This is a genomic window from Glaciecola sp. KUL10 (assembly GCF_003203515.1).
GTDB lineage: Bacteria > Pseudomonadota > Gammaproteobacteria > Enterobacterales > Alteromonadaceae > Glaciecola.
This window is the reverse complement of sequence record NZ_BGNG01000003.1, coordinates 338,018-361,341: the sequence shown is the minus strand read 5'-3', so window position 1 is coordinate 361,341 and position 23,324 is coordinate 338,018. Positions and strand designations below refer to the sequence as shown.

General features: G+C 40.1%; 19 protein-coding genes. 12 read left to right on the top strand and 7 right to left on the bottom strand.

All coding sequences use genetic code 11. The features are described 5' to 3' along the window. Window positions 1-20: 20 nt before the first annotated feature. Window positions 21-2,264 carry an acyl-CoA dehydrogenase gene (locus tag KUL10_RS07810; protein ID WP_110428348.1) on the bottom strand — a complete coding sequence of 748 codons (2,244 nt, stop codon included), beginning with the start codon at window positions 2,262-2,264 and terminating at the stop codon, window positions 21-23. 344 nt (window positions 2,265-2,608) lie between these two features. Between KUL10_RS07810 and KUL10_RS07805 the strand changes: the two genes are divergently transcribed. The 4 genes from KUL10_RS07805 (at window position 2,609) to KUL10_RS07790 (ending at window position 5,207) form a co-directional block, all read left to right on the top strand. Next, window positions 2,609-3,199 (top strand): outer membrane beta-barrel protein, encoded by a 591-nt coding sequence (locus KUL10_RS07805; RefSeq protein WP_110428347.1) that lies wholly within the window; start codon window positions 2,609-2,611, stop codon window positions 3,197-3,199. A gap of 57 nt (window positions 3,200-3,256) precedes the next feature. Beyond that, window positions 3,257-3,514, top strand: a complete 258-nt coding sequence (locus KUL10_RS07800; RefSeq protein ID WP_110428346.1) for a DUF3081 family protein — start codon at window positions 3,257-3,259, stop codon at window positions 3,512-3,514. Between the two features lie 91 nt (window positions 3,515-3,605). After that, window positions 3,606-4,550, top strand: a complete 945-nt coding sequence (gene lpxL / locus KUL10_RS07795) for an LpxL/LpxP family Kdo(2)-lipid IV(A) lauroyl/palmitoleoyl acyltransferase (protein WP_110428345.1) — start codon at window positions 3,606-3,608, stop codon at window positions 4,548-4,550. Between the two features lie 21 nt (window positions 4,551-4,571). Then, on the top strand, window positions 4,572-5,207 hold the full coding sequence (locus KUL10_RS07790; RefSeq protein ID WP_110428344.1) for a TcpQ domain-containing protein: 636 nt from the start codon (window positions 4,572-4,574) through the stop codon (window positions 5,205-5,207). Here KUL10_RS07790 and glnE read toward each other — a convergent pair whose 3' ends face one another. Together glnE and KUL10_RS07780 are read right to left on the bottom strand one after the other, a co-directional pair. Beyond that, window positions 5,208-8,117, bottom strand: coding sequence for a bifunctional [glutamate--ammonia ligase]-adenylyl-L-tyrosine phosphorylase/[glutamate--ammonia-ligase] adenylyltransferase (gene glnE / locus KUL10_RS07785; RefSeq protein WP_110428343.1), 2,910 nt, complete (start codon window positions 8,115-8,117; stop codon window positions 5,208-5,210). Between the two features lie 43 nt (window positions 8,118-8,160). Beyond that, the gene (locus KUL10_RS07780) at window positions 8,161-8,484 is read right to left on the bottom strand and encodes a GIY-YIG nuclease family protein (RefSeq protein WP_110428342.1); all 324 of its coding nucleotides are present in this window, start codon (window positions 8,482-8,484) and stop codon (window positions 8,161-8,163) included. 46 nt (window positions 8,485-8,530) lie between these two features. Here KUL10_RS07780 and hldE point away from each other — a divergent pair, with 46 nt between their 5' ends. Both hldE and KUL10_RS07770 read left to right on the top strand, forming a co-directional pair. Further along, a complete protein-coding gene (gene hldE, locus KUL10_RS07775) occupies window positions 8,531-9,988 on the top strand; it encodes a bifunctional D-glycero-beta-D-manno-heptose-7-phosphate kinase/D-glycero-beta-D-manno-heptose 1-phosphate adenylyltransferase HldE (RefSeq protein WP_110428424.1) in 1,458 nt (485 codons plus the stop codon). A gap of 127 nt (window positions 9,989-10,115) precedes the next feature. After that, window positions 10,116-11,171, top strand: a complete 1,056-nt coding sequence (locus KUL10_RS07770; RefSeq protein WP_110428341.1) for an XrtA/PEP-CTERM system-associated ATPase — start codon at window positions 10,116-10,118, stop codon at window positions 11,169-11,171. A gap of 38 nt (window positions 11,172-11,209) precedes the next feature. Here KUL10_RS07770 and KUL10_RS07765 read toward each other — a convergent pair whose 3' ends face one another. From KUL10_RS07765 to KUL10_RS07750, 4 genes are read right to left on the bottom strand one after another with little or no spacing between them, the layout of a single operon-like run. Beyond that, entirely contained in the window at window positions 11,210-12,865 is a 1,656-nt protein-coding gene (locus tag KUL10_RS07765) for a TIGR03016 family PEP-CTERM system-associated outer membrane protein (RefSeq protein ID WP_158525343.1), read from the bottom strand. Window positions 12,866-12,910: 45 nt separating this feature from the next. Continuing rightward, window positions 12,911-13,828, bottom strand: coding sequence for an XrtA-associated tyrosine autokinase (locus KUL10_RS07760; protein ID WP_110428339.1), 918 nt, complete (start codon window positions 13,826-13,828; stop codon window positions 12,911-12,913). Further along, window positions 13,825-15,405 carry an XrtA system polysaccharide chain length determinant gene (locus KUL10_RS07755; protein WP_110428338.1) on the bottom strand — a complete coding sequence of 527 codons (1,581 nt, stop codon included), beginning with the start codon at window positions 15,403-15,405 and terminating at the stop codon, window positions 13,825-13,827. Before KUL10_RS07755 ends, KUL10_RS07760 begins: the two co-directional genes overlap by 4 nt. Before the next feature lie 15 nt (window positions 15,406-15,420). Then, entirely contained in the window at window positions 15,421-16,050 is a 630-nt protein-coding gene (locus tag KUL10_RS07750; RefSeq protein ID WP_110428337.1) for an XrtA/PEP-CTERM system exopolysaccharide export protein, read from the bottom strand. Window positions 16,051-16,235: 185 nt separating this feature from the next. Between KUL10_RS07750 and KUL10_RS07745 the strand changes: the two genes are divergently transcribed. From KUL10_RS07745 to KUL10_RS07720, 6 genes are read left to right on the top strand one after another with little or no spacing between them, the layout of a single operon-like run. After that, window positions 16,236-17,648 (top strand): TIGR03013 family XrtA/PEP-CTERM system glycosyltransferase, encoded by a 1,413-nt coding sequence (locus KUL10_RS07745; RefSeq protein WP_110428336.1) that lies wholly within the window; start codon window positions 16,236-16,238, stop codon window positions 17,646-17,648. A gap of 3 nt (window positions 17,649-17,651) precedes the next feature. Further along, window positions 17,652-18,494: an XrtA system polysaccharide deacetylase gene (locus tag KUL10_RS07740; protein ID WP_110428335.1), complete on the top strand. Its 843-nt coding sequence runs from the start codon at window positions 17,652-17,654 to the stop codon at window positions 18,492-18,494. Window positions 18,495-18,509: 15 nt separating this feature from the next. Next, the gene (locus KUL10_RS07735; protein ID WP_110428334.1) at window positions 18,510-19,544 is read left to right on the top strand and encodes a FemAB family XrtA/PEP-CTERM system-associated protein; all 1,035 of its coding nucleotides are present in this window, start codon (window positions 18,510-18,512) and stop codon (window positions 19,542-19,544) included. A gap of 2 nt (window positions 19,545-19,546) precedes the next feature. After that, the gene (locus tag KUL10_RS07730; RefSeq protein ID WP_110428333.1) at window positions 19,547-20,770 is read left to right on the top strand and encodes a TIGR03087 family PEP-CTERM/XrtA system glycosyltransferase; all 1,224 of its coding nucleotides are present in this window, start codon (window positions 19,547-19,549) and stop codon (window positions 20,768-20,770) included. Then, window positions 20,767-22,209: an exosortase A gene (xrtA, locus tag KUL10_RS07725; protein WP_110428332.1), complete on the top strand. Its 1,443-nt coding sequence runs from the start codon at window positions 20,767-20,769 to the stop codon at window positions 22,207-22,209. Before KUL10_RS07730 ends, xrtA begins: the two co-directional genes overlap by 4 nt. Then, entirely contained in the window at window positions 22,199-23,323 is a 1,125-nt protein-coding gene (locus KUL10_RS07720) for a glycosyltransferase (protein ID WP_110428331.1), read from the top strand. Before xrtA ends, KUL10_RS07720 begins: the two co-directional genes overlap by 11 nt. The last annotated feature ends 1 nt before the right edge of the window (window position 23,324 follow it).

The window sequence follows — 23,324 nt, the reverse complement described above, 5'->3', positions numbered from 1 at the left end:
AGATGTATTCAGTGTATGGCTTATGCAGCTTTTACTTCTTCAACCACTTTATCGCCATTCGCGTCTATTAATTCCATATCGAATGTGAACTCATCAACGCGCACTGATAATTTACGCTTTTCATTGTAAGCAAGCAGTGTATCCACTTCTTGCTCAGTCAAAGAACCTGCTTCATGCAACTTATTAACCGCATTTTCGAATGACAAGAAAGGAACAACAGGCGCTTTGCGAAGTGCTTTTTGCACTTTTGACAGCAACGGCATTGCTGCATGCTTCGCTTTAAATGCTTCCTCGTTAATACTGTTGCCGTCTCCCGCCACTACTGTCACTAGATGCGTTAATTGTGCTTTGATACTGCTATCTTGTAGTGCGGCCGTCGACAACTCGCGTACCAAGTCATCTGGAATTTGGTTATAAGATGACGTATACGTATTAGTTATAAAACGCATTAAGCCGCGAGTTGGTGTATTTGGAAAGTTGTTAATAAATGAAACAACAGCCTTTTCGCCCTGCTGAAGCGACCACTCCATCGCGTACTCAAAATACGCTTTTGCTTGCTGACGATCTTCAACGCGCTGCTCGTAAAAACGGATGGTAGCCATCGCGCCATAGACATAGCTCATAACGTCACCAAGCCGTGCAGAGAGTAACTCAGCTTTTTTCAAATCACCGCCTAAAACGAGTAGTGAAAGATCAGCTAATGGCGCTAGCTTAGCCGAAAGAGCGTTAACTCTTCTTTCGTACTTACGTACTTCGGGCAAAGCAGATTCAGCAGAACGGACAAACGGTAAGTAGCTATTTGCAAAGCTTCTAAACGCATTTTTAACGCTGAATTTAACGGTCTTACCTAACACCTTATTGAACTCAGCATCTGCTGATGATTCATTGCTATGGATTAAATCAACCATTTCTTTCAAGTGTGGATGGCAACGCATTGCGCCTTGACCAAAAATCATCAAGTTACGAGTCAGAATGTTTGCACCTTCCACTGTGATTGCAATCGGCAATGCACTGTAGCCGTTAGCTAGCGTATTTTGTGGACCGCGTTGGATTGCCTTACCTGCTTGTACATCCATTGCTGAGTTAAGTACATCGCGACCTAACTCTGTCATGTGATACTTTGCAATTGCTGTTACCACAGAAGGTTTAACACCTTCACCTAAGCCTTCAGTAGTTAATACGCGCATAGCTTCCAATAAGAATGTTTTTCCAGCAATATCAGCAAGCTTTTCCTGAATACCTTCAAAACGTCCGATTGGCACGCCAAACTGTTCGCGCACAAAAGAATACTCTGCAGTTGATTTAAATGCCGATTGGGCTGATGCTACGCCCATTGCCGGTAATGAAATACCGCGACCAGCACCGAGGCAAGACACAAGCATTTGCCAACCTTTCCCAATATTCTTTTGACCACCGATTATAAAGTCCATCGGGATAAAGACATTATTACCACGCGTTGTACCATTGTAAAATTTCACGCCCATCGGATCATGACGGTTCCCAAGCTCAACGCCAGGGTGTGACTTTGGTAACAATGCGCATGTAATGCCTAATTCTAAATCACCGCCCAATAAGCCTTGTGGGTCAAATACTTTAAACGCCAATCCTAAAACTGTAGCGATTGGGGCGAGTGTAATGTAACGTTTGTCCCAACTGACCGATAAACCGAGTACTTCTTTGCCTTCGTATTCGCCCATCGTCACAATACCCGCATCAGGAATCGAACCAGCATCTGAGCCCGCTTCAGGACTTGTCAACGCAAAACATGGGATATCTTGGCCCACAGATAGGCGCGGAAGCCAATAATTTTGTTGCTCTTCAGTGCCGTAGTGCATTAATAGCTCGCCTGGACCTAAAGAGTTAGGCACCATCACCGTGACTGCAATTGCGCCGCTGGTTGCTGCGATAGTCGCCACGATAGTTGAGTTAGCGTAAGGCGAAAACTCAAGACCACCAAATTTCTTCGGAATAATCATTGAGAAGAATTTATTTTTGCCCAAGAAATCTAAAATCTCTTGAGGGATGTGTTTGCCGTTATTCAATTCGAACTCATCGATCATAGTGATCAGTTCTTTTACAGGGCCATCAAGGAATGCTTGCTCGTCTGCACTTAACTTTGCCTGAGGCAGGCTTCTAAGAGCGTGCATATCAGGCTTGCCTTGGTAGATAGATGATTCAATCCAAACGTCTCCGGCATCTAGTGCTTCTTGCTCGGTTACTGAAATTGGAGGTAATACTTTTTTTAAACTCGTTCTAATACTCATGGTAACTTATCCGCTCATCTGACCAGTTGATTTTGTTAATAGAACATATTTTTGTGTAAAGATCAAAAAATGTTGATGAAAAAATGTGCTATCGCTCACCGGATAGTATCTCAAGGTGTAAACTTTAGGGTATCGAGGCCGATACGGATGTATGAACCATGCGTGTTGTGAATGCGGTGTAAGTAAATAGTAAACAACTGATTTTAAATAGTTAAACATAAATTATGCAAATTCATGATGTGGTCAAATTCAAGAAAGAACTTTTTTAATAAACGAGAGTTAAGCTGGCTAGCTTCGTGCTTATTAACTTTGTGTAATAGTTTAGTTTTAAAATAGGATAGTTAATGAAAGCCATTTTATCTTTGGTACGAGCATCAATCATTTTGTTAATGATTCAATACACAGTGACTTCGTATGCTGCAACAGATAGTTTTTATCTGGTCGCTTCCGGCGGATACATTGAAAATGAAACAAAGGTTCTGTCCGTTGACGAAACTTCATATAAATTAGGCATTGGTTACCAGTTTCATCCAAAATGGTACGTGGAAACTGGCTTTCAGTTCTTAGGTGAGCAAACCGGTGATACACAAGGTACAGATTTTAATGCCCCTTTTTTTGAGGCTCGTGGACTATATTTATCTGCTTTGGGCAAAGCATCAGGCAAAAGCGGTGAATTGTTTTATAGAGTTGGGATATTAAAGGCGGAAATAAAAACGGCACAGTTGGCCAATAACGTTTGTGATTCTAAAGCAGAAGTGCTGGATAGCAGCGCGCTATGTCCTATGGAAAAGGATACATTCGCGGGAGTATTGGGTTTAGGGTTTGATTACTATATTTCCTCATCGTTAATGATAAGATCTGAATTCGAGCACATTCAAGGTGAGAATGATTATTCAGCAAATGCATTGCTTATTGGGTTGAGAATCAATTTTTGAGCTGATCTAAAACTCCCAAGATCGCTATAACTTAATATTAAGTTAACGGAGGTTGCCATGAGAAATGAATTAGACAGCAAGTTCTTATTGCGTGTATTTGATAAGGTCACTAAGCATGGTGATAAGGAAAATGATGCGCACACACTTGAAGGTGTAAAAGCGTATACAGATTTCGATGGCTACACTGTTTACATCGAAGATGCATTGGTTAAGTTAAGCTTTGGGTTTCACAATCAGTACCATTTTGATTATGACAAACAAGGGGATTTTGATGCTTTCGAGAAAAAACTTAAAAATATCGATACTCAATTTTAACTTAGCTTTTACTTAACGCCATTGAATCATTACAATTAGGGCTCGTTTACAGTGCTTGTGAGCACGTCTGATATCGGTGGAAATAACGTCCTTGTCAAACTCAACAAAAACTTCTTCTGTTCAAGCCCCTCAGTTCACATTTTCTTTTTTATTGCCCAAGTATTGGGGAATTTGGTTGGGCGCTTTTGTTTTGTATCTGCTGATTTGCTTGCCCTATCCCATTATCAAAAAGATGGGGACGGGTGTTGCCTTTCTGCTAAAACGATTGGCAAAAAAAAGAATAAGCGTTGCAAAACAAAATATAGATTTGTGCTATCCGCAATGGTCTGAAGAGAAGCGTCAATCGGTTTTTGAAGAAAATATTTATAGAACCGGTATGGCTTTATTCGAAACGGCAATGGGGTGGTGGTGGCCTACATGGCGAATAAACCGTATAAGTAAAATTGAAGGTTTTGAACATATAGATTCTATTTTAAAAAGTGGTAAAGGCGTATTTGGATTAGCGTTGCACAATGTCAACTTAGAGTTAGCTTGCCGAGTAATTGGTATTAGGCATCCAAGTATCGCGTTTTATAGAAAGCACAATAATCCGCTAATGGATTATTTGCAATATCATGGCCGAAACCGCTCCAATAAGTATATGATTCATAAACGAAACGCCAAAGGCTTAATAAAAGCAATGGATCAAGGAGAGTTGTGTTTGTACCTTCCGGATCAAGATTATGGCAAGGCGCAAAGTATATTTGTTCCATTTGGCGGGGTTGAGAAAACGGCAACTACCACCGGAACATTGATGTTTGCAGCTCGTGCTAATTGTGTTCCATTACTAATTAGCCCTCAGTATTCCGATTCTGGTTATTTGTTAAAAATTTATCCACCTATTTCATATCTTGCCGATACAATTCCAGAGCAAGCGTTGACAAAACTTAATCAAGATTTGTTAACTTGCATTAATGAACAACCCGAAAGCTATTTATGGATGCATAAACGGTTCAAAACCAGACCAGAGAGTGAGCCTGAATCGCTCTATCAATAATCGGCTATTTTAAGGTGAGATATGGCGAAGCAAAGTCCCCTAGCATTTTGGATCAAGCACGTTATATTAGGTGTCATTGTGATTTTAGGTGCAATCGTAGTCATCCAATATGACCCTTCCGTTAGTGAGCAATCCATTGCTAGTTCGGCACAATCGCCAGAAGAAAGAGATAATATAAGAGATAACCTTTCTGACTTTTACGAGGAATTTAGGATCTCATCTCGTGATCCGATCACCGAACTATACGGTGATTACGTGATTCCGCTTGAAACGCCCAGCGAGAGTGTCGCGCAAACATTAATTAAAATGGGTAACGTAAGTTTTCCGCCCCAAGAAAACTGGACCGGCGAACAGAAAGTAAGGGCATTTCCAAAAGACAGTACATTGCGTACCGAAGCACTTAAATATGTAGAAGAAGAGGGGCTTACGTTAATTTGGGATTTAAACCAAGACTTCATTATTCGTCATCGTTTTCAGTCATACAATACTCTTTCGGGCACGATCGATGAAATTAGAGGCGCAGTAGATTCTAATTTCCCACAACGTGTTTTAGTGTTTTTGTGTTTGCGAAAGCGAGCGTTGGTTATTACCGCCGAGCCTCAGGACTATTTGATTGAACGTTGTAAAAAGCTTACTCCCGACGAGTTTTACAATTAACTACTCTAATAACGCTTCATAGTGTTTTTTTATCACACCAAACTTTTTTATTACTGGGTCATTATCTGCGCTTAACTGCTTATTTTGTAGCGTAAGACTATGTGTTTTGTTTCTTATAGCGAGGTAAGCTTCTTGCAATTCCTTTGCACTTGTAATCGAGATGACAGCTGTTTCGGCGAGTGCTTCAAGCAATCTTAAATTATCCGACCATTTAGCAAGTGATGGGTATTGATGTGCATATTTTAATACTAGGTATTGTACTAAAAACTCTAAGTCAGTGATTCCGCCCCTACTCTGTTTAAGATCAATAAAGCCTTTTTGACTTTTATCTAGGTGCGTTCGCATTTTTACACGCATTTCAGTGACTTCGTTTTTTAGTAACTCATCATCTCTAGATTGGCAGATAATGTTGTGACGAACTTGATTGAATTTTGTTTTGAGAAGGTCATTACCATAGACAAATCGGCTTCTAGTGATGGCTTGATGCTCCCATGTCCAAGCTTTATTTTGCTGGTAGTCCGTAAACGTATCTAGGTGGGTAACAAGCAATCCTGAATTGCCAGATGGGCGCAATCGCAAATCTAATTCGTAAAGTTGGCCAAGATACGTTTTGCTGGTAAATAAATGGGAGATACGTTGTACTAACTTGACATAAAATTCAGTGTTTGAAATAGATTTACGACCATTTGTAGTGCCCGATTTATCCGATTCATGAATACACACCATGTCGATATCAGAGCCATAACTCATCTCCCATCCACCCATTTTTCCATAAGCGATGATGCCAAATTTCTTATCTTGTTGCTCAGCATCACTGGGTTCGCCAAATTTCTCACTGACTTGACGCCATGCCATCTCAACACTAAATGCCAAAATTGTTTCAGCCAATAGCGTCAGCTTATCGCTGACTTTATTTATCGGTAGATGGCCGCTTAAGTCGGCAGCTGCAATTCGAAGTTGTTGCGTGATTTTGAAATAACGCAATGCATCCATTTGTGCTTCGATATCCTCAGGTTCGACCCTAAGTAATTGCAACCTTAATTCATTGTTGAACTCCAGTTTCCAATCACCCAAGTGTTTATCATCTTCTATCAAATAAGCAGGGTGAAGTAATTCATCTAAAAGCAGCGGGAAATTGATAATTTGTTGAGCAACCCAGTGACTTTGGGTAAATAAATAGATAAGCCGTGCACGCACACTTTTGTGTTCGCTTAACAGCTCTAGGTAAGTCGTTCGCCCAGAAATTTTGACAATTAGTTCAAAGAGTTTTTCTACTGTTTGTAGTTTCGTTTTATCGTTGTTTAGTGACGCTTGTTCACTTTTAAATGAAATGCATTGATGAGTTAATGCGGGAATTAGCTTTTTTAAAGTATGTTTTCCTTTGTCGCCCAACCCTACTTTGCCTAACTTATTTTTTAAGTCCTGTATTTTTTCAGCTAATGTGAATGCACTCTCAGGTGGCATTTCAGCGCTTAGTATTTCGCTCGCTTCTTCAATTTCCAAATCCAATTGCCACAAATCTATCAAGGCATGGTTGGATGGGGGCTCATGTTTTGCACTAGTTTGAGCTTCTATCAAGTCCTTAAATGCGGTATGAATTGATAACATAGCTGATTTTATAAGCGATAAACAGTCTTCGTAGCTGTCAAGAGAAAGAAGGTGAGTTAACCTTTGCTGGTCTAATTCATCATCAGGTAAGGTTTGTGTTTGCTTATCGTTAAACGCTTGAATAAAGTGCTCAACTCTTCGCAGTAGAGTATAGTGGTGTGCCATTTCAGTGGCAGTTTTTCGATTGATTACTCCATGAGATACTAAAGCTTCTAACGCTCGATATAAGGATGGTAGTTGACACTCAGTCATTCGGCCAGCATGAATAAGTTGATGACATTGAACAAAGAACTCGACCTCTCTAATTCCTCCAGCCCCTAATTTTATGTTATTGGCTAAACCTTTGCGTTTGACTTCACTTTCTATTAGCTGCTTCATGCTGCGCAATGATTCTAACGTAGTGAAATCTAGATACTTTCGATAAACAAACGGCTTGATAATGTTGTTTATTTCTTTGATATATGCCGCATTATCCTGCGTGGTCTGATTAATAATACGCGCTTTTTGCATCGCAAAGCGTTCCCAATCTCGGCCTTGTTCTTGATAATATAGTTCAAACGCTGGCGCGGAAATTACTAATGGCCCGCTGTCGCCCAATGGGCGCAATCTCATATCTACTCTGTATGCCTGCCCATCAAGTGTTGTTTGATGTAAAGCAGCGATCAGTTTTTGAGCCAATTTCATAAAGAAAACTTGGTGCTCTATGGGTTTTCTTGGGTGATCTGTTTGACCTTGTGATGGATAAACAAAGATTAGGTCTATGTCTGATGAAAAATTCAGCTCGTTACCGCCGAGTTTGCCCATTCCTAGTACTAATAGACACTGTTTTTCTTGCGGGTAGCCATAGCGATGACATGCTTTGTGATATAACCAGTCTAACGCTTGATTGATACAGGTATTCGCTAATTCAGAAACCGCTGCTAGTGATGTTTTGAAATCGGTATTGCCCAGCATATCTAGCCAAGCTATTTTAAGCATGGTTAAGTGCCTAAATTGCCTTATTTGAGCATGGAGTTGTGATTCACGTTCTATACCTTCAAGCCGTTTTTCTAATTCTTGACGATAAAATTCATGGCCGTAGGAGGAGTGCGGACTTGCTGCATTCTCAATTAAGGCAGGTAGCATAGCTTCAAATTGGTTAGGGTATTGAATAGCCGTTTTAGAAATAAAATCGCTGAACGAAAATGCTCGCTTTATCTCAGTTTTAAACAGGGTAAACAGATCGCTGTTGTGCTTATCTTTAAGCGCTGTAAACTTTGTCGTTGCTCGCTCTTCCAGTGTGTAACGGTGTTTATCGTTCATTTCGACGTGAATGCCTTAATCAAAGTTAGATGACTACGATTATCTATTTGGTCGTTATCGATTTAATATCTACTAGCTTGTGCTTATAGTCTAGCTTTGTTTTTCCGCTTATTAGCGCTTGTTTAACGTATTTATTCTGTGCCTTTATCCACGCTTCGGCTTTTAATGCATCACTGTGAGTGCTCACCTGAGCGCAAAAAACAAGTGTCAGTGGACATTTCCCTCTTAACGCTTTCGCTCCTTTTTTTGTGTACTGATGCTCATGAAAACGTCTACGGACATCGGTTGTTATGCCTGTATATAAACTATTTTTGTTTGTTTTTATGAGATATAAAAACCAAGGTTTTTCTGTTTTCTGACCAATCATTGGTATACTCATGATTTATTTTAATAAGCAACAGTTAAAGGGTGATATGCAGCTTCCTGATTTTAGCAAGTCCAAAATCTTAATCATAGGCGACTTAATGCTTGACCGATATTGGTCAGGTTCAACCGGACGTATCTCACCAGAGGCGCCAGTGCCTGTTGTTAATGTCAATGATGCTGAAGATCGCCCAGGTGGCGCAGCAAACGTTGCGATAAATGCTGCGAGCTTAGGTGCTCAGGTTAGCCTTCTTGGTTTAGTAGGCGAAGACGAAGCGGGCAGTATTTTGAAAAATAGACTCAAAGCACTTGATATTGACTGTCAGTTTGAAGCTGTTAAGGGGTTTGATACGATTACGAAATTGAGAATTATGAGTCGCCATCAACAACTACTGAGGCTAGATTTCGAAAAAAGCTTTGAGATGGTTGACAAATCGAGCTTGGTTTCTCGATTCAAGCAGCTAATAGAAAAAGTGGACTTGGTTGTTTTAAGTGATTATGCCAAAGGGTGTTTGAGCGACCCGCAAAGCTTTATTAAAATTGCGAATGACAATAAGAAACCTGTGATCGTTGACCCCAAAGGTGATCAATTTAACAAATACAAAGGTGCGACTCTTATTACGCCAAATATGAGTGAGTTTGAGCAAGTCGCTGGGCAATGTGAGAGCGAAGCTCAGTTAGCGTTAAAGGCAAATAGTTTCCTACGTGAATTATCGTTAGATGCGCTACTGGTCACTCGCTCAGAAAATGGCATGTCGCTCTTTAATGTTAGTAAGTCCAACTATAAGGCCGACAGTTTACACCTGCCGGCTCAAGCAAAAGAGGTTTATGACGTCACGGGTGCGGGAGATACTGTTGTTTCAACACTTGCTTGTGCAATGGCAGTTAAAACGCCACTTCAATTTGCATGTCAACTTGCTAATCATGCCGCCAGCGTAGTGGTAGGAAAGCTAGGCACTTCAACCGTCAGCAACACTGAGTTGGCATTATCAATTAATGCTCAAGCTCACATTGATGGCGGAGTCATGAGCCTAGACCGATTATTAACTGAAGTGAAAAAGGCCCAACAAAGTGGCCAAACCGTAGTCATGACAAATGGTTGCTTTGATATTTTGCATTCTGGGCATGTGTCCTATCTAACCGAGGCTGCCAAACTTGGCCAACGTTTAATTGTCGCAGTCAACTCAGATGATTCCGTTAGGCGATTAAAAGGTGAAGGGCGACCAATCAATAATGCCTCAAGGCGAATGTCTGTATTAGCGGGTCTTAGCGCAGTAGATTGGGTTATTGAATTTAGCGATGATACTCCTCAAGTACTAATTGCTGAAGTTTTGCCTGATATATTAGTGAAAGGCGGAGATTACCAAGTACATGAAATCGCTGGCGGTAAAGAAGTCATTGCAAATGGTGGAGAGGTACGCGTACTTCATTTTGAAGAAGGTGTTTCGACAACAGGAATTATTAATCAAATTGTGTTTAATAACGATAACGATAGCGAGACTCGTTAAAGGTTGATGAGAATGCTGCACATTTATGTGTAATGTGAAGGTTCAAAAAAACGGACGTAATTTAACAATATGCAATTACTTATACTAACTATGCAGTTAGGAGTGTTGCAAACCCAAAGAGATAAGCATGTACGAAAGCTATTATGGATTGACTTCAAAGCCCTTTCAGTTAACACCAGATCCCGCGTTTTTTTTCGCTAGTAAGTTACACAAACGCGCAATGTCATATCTTCAATATGGTCTCTCTCAAGCAGAAGGGTTCATTGTTATAACAGGTGACATTGGGACAGGGAAAACTACAATTGCCAACAGTTTACTTGATGATATGGAGCAAGATATTTTTGCAGCTCAGATTGTTACACCAAAACTAAATCCCGATGAGCTCATAAAAATGGTGGCGTCTAAATTTGAACTTGATGTTGTCAATAAATCCAAATCTGATTTGCTCGAAGACATCGAGTACTTTTTAAGCGGGCTAGCTGGACAGGGAAAGCGTGCGCTTTTGCTAGTGGATGAAGCACAGAACTTACCTTTAGAAACAATTGAAGAGCTACGAATGCTGTCTAATTTTCAAAAAGCGGGTAAACCTTTGCTACAAAGCTTTTTATTGGGGCAGGCTGAACTTCAACCTATTCTGAGGGCACCCAATATGGAGCAGTTTAGACAGAGAATAGTCGCATCTTGTCACCTTGCTCCGCTCAATAGAGATGAGTCTATCGAGTATATTGAGTATCGAATGCATCATGCTGGCTACAATGGTAATAAGCTGTTTTCTGATGATGCTTATACGGCTATTTATGAGTTCTCAAAAGGTGTTCCACGCAAGATGAATACGTTGATGGACAGGGTGCTGCTGTTTGGGTTTTTAGAAGAAATTGAGCAGTTTGCGCTGGATGATGTGCAAAGCGTGATTGATGAAGTGAAAGCCGAAATGTTTCTGCCTGAAGATATTTCTGATAGCGCGTTGCCACGAAACACTGATATACCCGCGGACAACAGTGATCGTTTTACCCATAAAGGGACCCAAATAAGAGAAGCTGAATACTACAAGAAAATGTTGTTTGAATTAGTCGATGCTTTGGATGACGCAATTAAACACAAAATAAAATTGACGCAATACATTGATAGACTGTTGAAAAAGAAATACAAAGCATATGTCCGTTTGAAAACGGATGATGACTGAGCGGGCTTTCTCGAGAATCAAGCAGATTCAGTTGGCGATTACTTACTACCATATCGGTAGCTCAAACTTATAGTTATTCGCCTGTCTTTAAGGTCACCGCTGACTCCTGTGAAACCTATTACTGTACCTCCAGAATTCTCGCCCTCACTCTTTAAATCTAAATACCGTGCTTGCAGGTTGATGTTTAAATATTGACCTAAATTTCTGGAAATACTCACATCACTTGATAAAGAGATAGATTCACTGCTAGTGCCTTCAAACTGATTATTGGACACTGCATATTGAGTATTCCAAGTAAGGTTTGTTTTCTGCCCAATTCCAAACCCCAATGCTATGCCTGCACTGTACGTCCGATTAAGTCTGTCGGATTCCAAATATTCATTCAATGAGTACCTTCCATTAAATGAAAGATTTGTTCGGCGCTTGCTGATACCCATTTGCCATGATAGAGCTTGCCTGAGTATTAATTCATCACTAATCTCCGTATTTTGATCGGAAAATTGAACAAATTCCTCGTTAGGGCCAAGTTGATAATTGAGAGAGCTTGGTTGAAAACAAGCTGATAAATCTCTTGCTCCATCTGCGCAGACAAAAACGCCTAAAGAAGTTGGATCGCTTGTTAGGTTAGAAAAACTTGTAATTTCTTCAGTATAAGAGACTTGAGTTCTAAATCTTTTTATTTGATGCGAAAATGAAAACTCCCCACTTTCACCAAACACTCTTCTTCCATATCGAGCTGAGATTGATGTGCGTGGCGTAAATTGCCATCGAGTATTAAAGCCGATAAAATTTTGGTTATCTGTATCAGATTGGCCAAGTTGTTCTCCATCGCTTGTGTTAGCAGTAATTGTAAAAAAACTGTCTTCACTTTTCCGCCAGCTTAACCCAGCACCGTATGTTGAAAAATTTCTTGCTACAGAGAATATATTGTCTTCAGATGAAACTTGATTGCCTTCATTTGTTGCTGATAATGTAAACCCTAAATTACCAATAACGCTAAAAGATAGGGCAGCTTCAGCCTGCCTGCTCAATACATCACCATTGCCTTCAAATCTCTTTTGCAGGGAGACCTGTGTATTTACAGCAGCATAAAGTCTTTTAAAATCGTTTCCAGTTACGATGTTTGATGTAAGCAAGGTTCTATTATTTTCGAGGCCCTCAAAACCAGTAGCGTTTCTTTCACTTTTGGAGTTTGAATAGGTTAGGGTCGAGCTCAATCCAAAGTAGTCACCTCTTGGGATATTTAAACCAAGTGATGCTGCATTACGTCTTGTTTTTGAAAGGTTATCAGCATTTAAAAGAATATCGTCAGTTTGAAAGCCGTTTAAGTTGGGAGATTGCTGTGATAAGGCACCTGAAGCTACAAAGTTTAATAGGTTTTCTATAATTACGACCTCACCACCGTAATTATAATTGACATAGTTTTGAGTAACTGAACTGCTCCCAATAGAGCGTCGAACATGATTTTGGTTAGCCCGCCAAAAGCCTTGAAGTCGCTTACTGTTATACGTTAATGAAAAACTTGGTGTGACAATTAGATTGTCACTTTCAACAGTCTGATTTCCCTCTGAGTCCTTTACCGACTGCGAAATTGCTTCTGCTTCTAAACTTACCTGATAGTTTAAGTCATTTGCGTTAGTGTGTGAGCAAATAAAAAACAAGCCAAGTAGGGAGATTCCATTAACAAGCTTCACAGAAATATTTATTCCTTTAGATCTTATTTTAGCGTTGGCTAAGCGTTACTTTCCTTTGCCATACCCATAGTAATGATAACCGTAATAACCAACTGACTCAGAGCTATTGAGTGCCTTATTAACGACAAAGCCAATCGCCATTTCAGGGTTGAGTCGTTCGACTGATCTTTGTAAATCAGTTAGTTTCGAGCGATTTTCTTCAACCACTACTACAGCTTGACCCGCAAAGTTAGCGAGTATCGCAGATTCATTTATGCCTATGATAGGAGGTGTATCGATTATTACAACTCGATCAGGATAGCGATTAGAGAATTCATTAATCGTATCATGCATCACTTTACTGGCTAACAACTCTGTTGATAAATGATGTGACCTACCAGCAGGAATAATTGTCAGCTTTTCGATATTAGTATGATACATCACATCACCCAGCTCACCTACTTCCCCCAATAAGTATTCGATCAATCCCGATCTTTCGTTTACGCCAAAGGTCTTCAAAACATTGGGCTTGAGTACATCTGCGTCGACAAGTAATACTCTCTTGTCTTGTTCTGCAGCAATGCTCATTGCCAAATTCACCGCTGTAAATGTCTTACCTTCTGACGGGCGAGCACTAGTAACCATGATAATATTGCTATTATTAATAGTTTGAGAAAGTGCGCCAAACGCATTTGCCAGTAATTTACGTTTTATCTCTCTATACTCTTCATTGATTTGCGTTCTTGCAGTATGCAAAGTCACGAAGCCTGCTTTTTCCAAAGCCCCTACATCAATGTCAATACACTTCCTATTGGCATTGTTTTGTGGGGGAGAAGTATTTACTGGTGTGCTAGTTGCCCCCACAGGCGCAGCACTTTCCTTCTCTTCGATATCAGAAGTACCGTCGTTGTCTTGTTGTATATTTTTGGCTTCAAGCTCTGCTGCTTTCTTACGCTGTAAGGCTTTTTCTATGGTATTACTCATAATCCTAATATCCTCTCAGCTAGCTTGATATTCAAGAAATCCGCAGTCACTAAGATTGCATACATAGCAAAAATTGCTCCGCTTGAAGCTAAAAATACTGCAATTCTAAATTTGTTTGTTCGTTTTACTTTTGACAACTCTAAGTGAGTGACGACTCCCCAAATTGGAAAGCCTGTCATTTCTGACAATTGCTGTCCTCTAACAAGTACAGGATTGAGTAAACTGATTAAAAATGATATGCCTACGCCCATTCCAAAGCCAATGATCAGGAAACCAGTATAAAAAAGTAGGCGTGCAGGTCCGGTAGGACGGTCAGGTACCAAAGGTGGCTTGATAATTCTAAATTGTAAGTCTTCAGATGAAACATCGGCTCTTCTTGATATCTCGGCAGATTCACGGCGTCTCAGCAATTGTTCATAATTTGTTTTTGTAATGCCATAGTCTCGGTTGAGAGAGGTCGCTTCAGCTTCAATCTGAGGGACCAAATCGATTTTAGATTGTAAGTCCTCGATTTTAGCGATGAAATCTGCTTCCCTAACGGCGAGCGATGCTAATCGCCCTTCAATTTTTCCTACCTCTAGCTTGAGGGACCTATCCAGGTTGCTTACCGGCGCGTCGCCCGCTTCACTGTCTGCATTTAAAAACGCATTTATTTCTTTTTCTCTTGCCGCTTTGAGGTTATCTAAAAGTGTTGTTGTTTCAATAACATCAGGGTGCTTATCAGTAAATCGTAACTTCAACTGATCAAGGTTGCTCTCAAGGCTTAAGATTCGATCATCGAAGCGCGTTCGAATTACATTTTCCTCTTGCCCTTTGGTTACACCTAATGAATCCGATGCGGCTTTTCTACCCTCTGCTTGACTTTCTAACGCGGCTTTTTGTTGGGTGAGTTCTTTCATTTCCAATTGGGTGGCTTCCAACTGTGATTGCAATGCCTGTACTTTACTGTAAAAGGTTCCCTGCAACGGAAGTATATCGTTATACTGCCTTTGGAAATCAGCCAGTCGTTGTTCAGCTTCAGCTAAACGGTTTTCGTACTCAGCAATTTGTTCGTCTAGAAATCTATTTGCAGAATCGGTATCTCGTCTATTATTACCAAGAGAGCCCTCAACAAATAAATCGAGTGTTTCTTGAACAACTGTACGCGCCATTTCTGGACGCTCGTTTTGATAGCTGATGGTGTAAATATTTTCTCGGCCCGTTGATACAAGATTGATATTCGACGTCAACTCTGTAATTAGCCTATTGTAATCCTCATCCGTGGTAACAGTGATATCTAGATCCGATTCTCTAGCAATCGTCTCTATATTTTCCCTGCTTTTAAGCGTTTTCGCCATCATCTGAATTTCTTGTTCAGGGTTCGTTCTTATTGTTAACCCTGCAAGAATTGGTTGTAACATCGACCTTGTGTCGACAAAAACTTGTGCTTCTGATTTATACACATCAGGAAGACTGAGCGTGTAAATAAAGCCCAAGGGGCATACTAGCCATGAGCAAATAATGATGTAACGCTTCTTTAACCATATCGCTCGGACATAGTCCAAGACCATATTAATGGTCTGTTGTAAATCTTGCATTAAAGTACGACTCTCTTAAAACCAGGCTTCTGGTATAATTACAATGTCGCCAGGCAACATATCGATATTCTCTTTTATATCGCCATCTTTAATCAAATCAGCAATGTTTATTTCAAAAACTTTTTGCTTGCCCTCAATCACCCTTACCAATTTTGCATTATTTCCGTTGGCAAACTCAGTTAATCCGCCAACAGCAATCATTAGATCTAAAAGGGTCATGTGTTGTGTATAATTTACTGCCCTGGGGTTTGTCGCTTCGCCAATAACTCGAACTTGCTCACTAAAAGGGCCAGCAAAGCCCGTGACGCTTACGGTGACTCTCGGGTTGTTGATATATGTTGAAAGTTGCTCTTCTAGTTCTCTAGCAAGCGTAGTGGGTGTTCTGCCTGCAACTTCAATGTCTTCGACCAATGAAGTGGTGACTTTACCATCTGGTCGCACAATAAAGCTCCCAGAGATTTCGGGGTTTCGCCATACAAAAATCGTAAGTTGGTCACCAGGCCCTATAAGATACTCGTATTTATCAACGTCAGTGGTGAGTGACGCTCTTGTTGTCGCTTGTGGAAGCGAATTGCTGCTACAAGCCCCAAGCGCAAATATTGCAACCAAACACGAAATACTGACACTGTAAAACCTTTTTATCATTCCCTAATTTCCTAACATCTACTAGATGATTTAACGAATAAAAGTATGAATATTAAAATCAAACGTTTACCCAACGCATATTCCAATTATAATATGTGCTCTTCCTTCTAAGTTTACTACTAAATTTGCGTGAAGGTATAGTGTAACAAGGCAGTTTTTCAGTTTATTAGGATACTTCAAAAAGCATGGCGAAAAGTAAACGACGACAAAGCAACAGATTAAACGCATTAGTTTTTGTGGAAAGTCTTTTAATAGCATACGTGTGTTACATCGCTAACTTCCTGCTAACAAACTTACAAGTTACCGCTAAGCCAAGCTCAGACACGCTTGTAGTCAACATTTTAATCATTACCGTTACCGCCTTAATTTGTGGCCTATCAGTGGGGCTTTATGAGTCGAAATTAAGAGAGACTTTTAGAGGAATTGTTAGGCGCTTATTTGTTAGCCTTGGTTTAACATGTTTGCTTGTTTTTATCATCAGCGGGTTCTTGTTTACCGATAGCGCGATGCCTGCTATCTATATTCCTCTATGTATTGCACTAAATCTGATTAGTTTGGTTTTATTTCGATATTTCATCGACCGTATTGGCATCGTCGGTATGGGCAAAACTCGAATTTTAGTATTGGGTGCTGGCACAAGAGCGTCGATAATTGAAACTCGCATGCGCAGAGACGTTGACCGAATTGCGTTTGAGTTAGTCGGGTTTGTTCCTATCGCTGGAGATGACCGCGAAAACGGAATTAAAAATGAAAGGATTATTCACGCTAAAATTGATGATTCTTTTCGTCAGTTTTTAATCGACAACGATATTGAAGAATTGGTTATCGCTTGTGACCAGCGCCGAGGAACGCTTCCCGTGTCCATTTTATTTGATTGTAGGTTAAAAGGCATTGAAGTGACCGACCTACTCGATTTTATGGAACGCGAAATAGGGCAAATTGTCGTCGAGTTAATGTACCCAAGTTGGGTGATCTACTCAAAAGGCTTTCATTCTCAGCATAGCATTAGAGAGTCACTTGATAACGTTTTGAACATTTCACTAAGCATGATTATTTTGTTTTTCACATGGCCAATAATGTTGGTGACCTCACTCATTATATACTTGGATGATGGTCGAAGAACCGGTGCGTCTGTATTCTACAAGCAAGAACGAGTTGGGAAGGATGGTAAGCTTTTCAATATATTAAAATTCAGAAGCATGAGGCCTGATGCTGAGAAAGATGGCGCAAAATGGGCAAGTAAAGACGATAATAGAGTAACTTCCATCGGCAACTTTATTCGCAAATACAGAATAGATGAGCTACCACAGCTATTTAACGTTTTGAAAGGTGAAATGTCATTTGTCGGTCCGAGGCCTGAGCGGCCTCAATTTGTTCAACAATTAGTGAAAGAAGTCCCTTATTACAATCAACGACATAATGTAAAGCCGGGACTCGCTGGATGGGCGCAATTAAATTACCCTTATGGCGCAAGTGTGAAGGATTCATTAGAAAAATTAAAATTTGATTTGTTTTACGTAAAGCATCAGAGTCTCTTGCTCGATATTTTGATTCTTATACGAACAGTTGAAATCGTATTATTTGGTAAGGGTCGATAATTAATGAGTTTTTTAGATGAGAGAATAAATGCAATGACGGTTGACGTTGAAGACTATTTTCACGTATCCGCATTCGAGTCGGTCTTTACTCCAAGCGATTATAAAACGTTGACGCCCCGCGTTGGTGATAATACCCATCGATTAATAGATCTATTCAACGAACACGGAGTAAAAGCGACCTTTTTTACACTAGGCTGGGTGGCTGAAAACTGTCCTGATGTTGTCAAAAGAATAGTTGATGAAGGGCACGAGCTCGGTAGTCATGGGTCTAATCATAAACGCACTAACACTATGACCTTCTCTGAAGTGAAGGAAGATATTAAACGGTCAAAAGATATTCTTGAAGAAGTTTCGGGAAAGCCCGTTAAAGGGTATCGAGCGCCTAGCTTTTCAGTCGATACATCTAATGAATGGGTGTTTGATATTTTGGTTGAACTTGGGTTTGAGTACTCATCTAGCACCTATCCTATTGAGCATGATTTATATGGTGTGCCTGATTGGCCTAGGTTTCCGCATGTGAGGAAAGAGGGAATATTTGAAATCCCTGTGCCTACTATTCAAGAAAAGGGCAAAAATATTGGTATTGGAGGCGGTGGTTATTTTAGACTTTATCCATATTGGTTGTCCTCCAGACGCATACAAAAATATATGATGGATACCGAACAACCCTACAACTTCTATTTCCATCCGTGGGAAATAGATCCTGAACAACCTCGTGTAAAAGGCGCGCCATTTAAGTCCAAATTGAGACATTATGTAAATTTAAACGTGATGGAAAAGAAACTTAAAAAACTATTAAAGGATTATAAATGGACCAGTATGCAAGAGCTTTATCTATCCAAATAGAAGTGTTCGCATAATATGATAGTAGATGCCAAAAAGGATGATTCGGTCGCATGGGACTCGTATGTAGATAGGCATATTCAAGGTTCATTTTGCCATCTATTTGGATGGCGAAATGTTATTGTTGATGCCATTGGGCACAAAGCGCATTATTTAAAAAGCGTTGATTCTGCGGGTAATATTAATGGCGTTCTTCCTTTGGTGGAGATGAAAAGTCGATTGTTTGGTCACACGCTAACATCTACACCATTTTGTATGTATGGTGGTGCGTTAGCTGACTCTGCTGAAGTGCAACGAGCATTAGAAAACAAAGCGAAAGAAATGGGCGCAAGCTTAGCGGTAGACTATGTAGAATTGCGTTACCAGACCCAACAGCAACAACTGATTGAAAATGGTTTTGTTGAAAAGTCTGTCCATAGTTATTTTGAGACGGATATTGCTAGTAATGAAGACGATATCCTGACTGCAATTAAGAAAAAACAACGTGCAGTAGTGCGTCATTCACTTAAGAATAACCTGTCTTGCAGAGTCAACCAAGATGTTGATTGTCTTTACCAGATTTATGCGACAAGCGTACGCAATTTGGGAACGCCTGTTTTCTCTAAATCATTGTTTAATGCATTGGTAAAAGAATTTGGCGAAAATGTAGATATATTGACGATTTACTCGGGTGATAAAGCTTTATCAAGTGTAATGAGTTTTTATTACAAAGATATGGTCATGCCATATTATGGTGGTGGATTAGCTGAAGCCCGCCAGGTGAAAAGTAACGATAATATGTACTATAAATTAATGTGTCACGCGGCTAAAAGAGATAAGAAACGCTTTGACTTTGGGCGCAGTAAAAACGACTCAGGTGCATTTAAGTATAAAAGAACATGGGGGATAGAGCCTAAGCCATTGTATCACTACTATCATTTAGTTAAGTCAGAGCAACTTCCTAACTTAAACCCTAATAACCCTAAATATCAGAAATTGATATCAATTTGGCAAAAGTTACCTCTCTGGGTTTCTAAATTAGTTGGTCCCTACCTTTCAAAATATTTGGGTTAAATGTGAAATCGTCAAAGCCATCGCTTTTATTGCTTATTCATCGGATTCCTTATCCTCCTAATAAGGGGGATAAAATTCGCTCTTTTAATATGCTGAAAGCTTTGAGCTCACATTACGAAGTCCATTTAGCGACTTTTATTGACGATCCTAGCGATGAGCAATACAAAGATGAGCTATCAAATTGGTGTGCGTCATTTAAAACAATAAAGCAAAATAAATCATGGTCTAAAATAAAAGGCCTTTTAGGCTTTTTGACTAATCAAGCCATTACTATCCCTTATTACTCTGATCACAACCTAAGTGCTTGGGTAAAACAAAAAGTGCAGGATGAAAATATTCAACGCTGTTTGGTTTTTTCAGGAGCAATGGCTCAATATGTTGAACCACTTAACGATATGCTCGCCAAAACAATTGTTGATTTCGTGGATGTGGATTCTGATAAATGGGCGCAGTATGCTAGAAACAAAACCGGAATAAAATCATGGTTTTACAATAGAGAAGCGAGACTGCTCGCAAAGTATGAGTGTTATATTGCAGAAAAATCCTTTGCAAGCTGCTTTGTATCAGACGATGAAGCACTAATGTTTAGAAGCATGCTACCAAATAGTACTCGCTCAAAGGTTTTTGGTATCAGAAATGGCGTAGATACAGAATATTTTGATGAAGAAACTGCTGTCAATAATGCGCTGATCATCAATAAAAAATCAATTGCCTTTACGGGGGCTATGGATTATTGGGCAAACGTCAATGCTGTTGTCTGGTTTGTTGAAAATGTTTGGTTACAGATCATTGAGCATCATCCTGATGCGGTTTTTTATGTGGTAGGTTCAAAGCCTTCCGCTGAGATTTTAAAATTGGACGGTCTCAATAATGTCGTGGTTACCGGAAGAGTTGAAGATGTGCGACCATATATCGCGAAAACAGCTTTGAGTGTTGCTCCTCTTCAAATCGCGCGAGGGATTCAAAATAAAGTACTAGAAGCCCTCTCCATGTCTAAGCCAATTGTACTTACAAGTATGGCTGCCGAAGGCGTAAAAAGCGAATCGCAAGAAGGATATTGGATCGAAGATTCTCCTGATAATATGGCAACGCGCATTTCTCAGACGCTCAATGGCGACTTCGCATTATGTTTTCCCAATAATCGTCAATATGTACAAGAACACTTTTCTTGGGAGACTGAAATGTCTAAGTTCAGGGATTTAATTGAACAGGGAGTTCAACAATGAACGCACTTATGGACAAAAAGAAGCAGATTTTGATTCAGTTTCTTATATTCGTTTCAATTTGGCTATTTGCGTTTTGGGGAGCTTTATCCAGTGCGGTAGATGTCTGGCTCTCCTCAGAAACATATAAACACTGCTTTTTTATTTTACCTCTTTCTCTTTACTTAGTTTACGAACGGCGAGAAGAACTGCGTTTGGTAAGTTTCGCGCCCAATTACCGAATGGCTATGCCTTTACTATTTGCTTTCTGTTTGAATCTTGTAGGAGAGCTTCTCGGTTTAAATTTGGTTACTCATGGAGCAGCATTCATAGGACTAGTGAGTATAATTTGGCTTTGCTTTGGCAATGACTTTGTAGGACGGTTTTGGTTCCCTGTTTTGTTTTTAGGATTTGCTGTCCCTTTTGGAGAGGAGTTAGTTCCCGCTTTGCAGGATATAACTGCATATATGACGGTAGAGCTAGTGCGTTTATTTGGGATCCCAATTTACCGAGACGGATTATATTTATACGTGCCAAATGGCACCTTTTTGGTGGCCGAGGCTTGCGCCGGAATCCGCTTTCTTATTGCGGCTTTTGCATTGGGAACACTGTTTTCCTATTTAAATTATAAAACAAAATGGAAATTTTATGGTTTTATAGCAGTGTCAATAATAGTACCAATAATAGCCAATGGTATTCGTGCTTTTGGTATTGTTGCAATCGGATATTCTACGAACATGGAACATGCTGTTGGTGCAGATCATTTAGTATACGGATGGTTCTTTTTCGCTTTTGTACTGCTTTTATTATTTGGGTTGGGGCAGTTAGGCCGTGAGAAAACATTGATCTCAGTTCACCCTGATGAAAAAGATGGTGAGCTTAGTACGATGTCGCTCAAACCTATATTTATGCTTGTCATAATATCTTTATGCTTTCCTATTTATACGCATATGATCAACAGTTATGAACGAACTGATGCCACTGATGTTTTATCGAATGCGATTAGCAAGTACCCAGACGCAAAACCAGAGTTAATGACATGGGCGCCAATGATGGCAAGCCCTCATGAAACATGGTCGGGTAAACTCAACGGGCACGATATCTACGTGGCTTATTATCATGCGGATAACAATGAGCATGAGTTGGTTAGTGGCCTTAATCGATATTTTAACATCGATATTTATACCCGAAAAAACGCCAGCGTAGAGCAAACTCCTTTTGGAAAGGTTAACCGCGTGAGCATAGTTGATGTGTCAGGGAAACAAGTAGAGCTCTTTTATTGGTTTAGTGTTGATGAAAAGCGGTTTTCAGGATCATTGTCTACCAAAATTGCTCAAGCGAAAAGTAAGTTGGCTGGTCACCGAGGCAGTGGTCACTTGATAGCTATCGCATCTGAGGATTTAGATGATATTAGTTCATTATTTGAATTCGAGAAACGCGGTGGCTTAGCTGATGTCAAATGATGTTAAATGTTCAAAGCCTTTGCATGTTACGCATGTTGTTTATAGATTTAGCGTGGGTGGGTTAGAGCAGATAATTAAAAATACAATTGCGACAATGCCAAGCGAAATAAAGCACTCGATTGTTTGTCTGACTTCAGCTGATAAAGAGTTTGTTAAGTCAATTTCAAAGCCTGTTGATATAATAGAGCTCAACAGGTTGGATGGCCAACGCATAAACACGTTCAAGAAAATGTATCATGCACTAAGGGCATTAAAGCCAGATGTTTTGCATACCTATAATTTAGCGACAATTGAATTTCAATTACTTGGCTTGTTACTGGGTATTCCAACGCGACTGCATGCAGAGCACGGCAGAGATCTTGCTGACCCGGATGGGACAAATAGCAAATATATTTGGTGGAGAAAGCTGTTTTCTCGTTTCACTCATTACCACGTTGGAGTAAGTAATGACTTGTTTCAATGGTTAGTGTCTTCTGTACAGATTCCCGATAGAAAAGCCAAGCTTATATATAACGGCATAAACACAGAGGTATTTTTGCCCCTGAAGAAAACTAACCCCGAGCCACTGAAAAGGTTTACCTTTGGGCATGTTGCGAGGTTGGATGGTATCAAAAATCAGGCCAATCTAATCAGGGCATTTGCCCGAGCATGTAAGTTATCTTCAGCATTTTCAAAGCACTGCCGCTTGGTACTTGTAGGAGACGGTGACGAAAAGCAGAGCTTATGCACTTTAATTAAAAATTCATCTGTGTCCGATAGTGTAGAGATGTGGGGGGCGCGTTCGGAGATGCCTTGCGTCTATCAACAATTCAACACTTTCGTATTATCGTCGGATGCCGAAGGAACACCTATGTCAATGCTTGAAGCAATGGCGACAGGTCTGCCTATATTATCGACAAATGTCGGTGGCATACCTGAGGTAGTTAACGATGATTGCGCTTATCTTGTTCCGCCCAATGATTCTGAAGCGCTTGCTAAGGGCTTTCTATATTTGTTCGAAAATAGACAAACATGTTTGCAGATGGGATGTGCTGCACGAGAACGTGTTATCGAGCGATTTAGTCAAGCAAAAATGAATAACGAATACCTTTCAATTTATAAAAGTAGAATTTAAA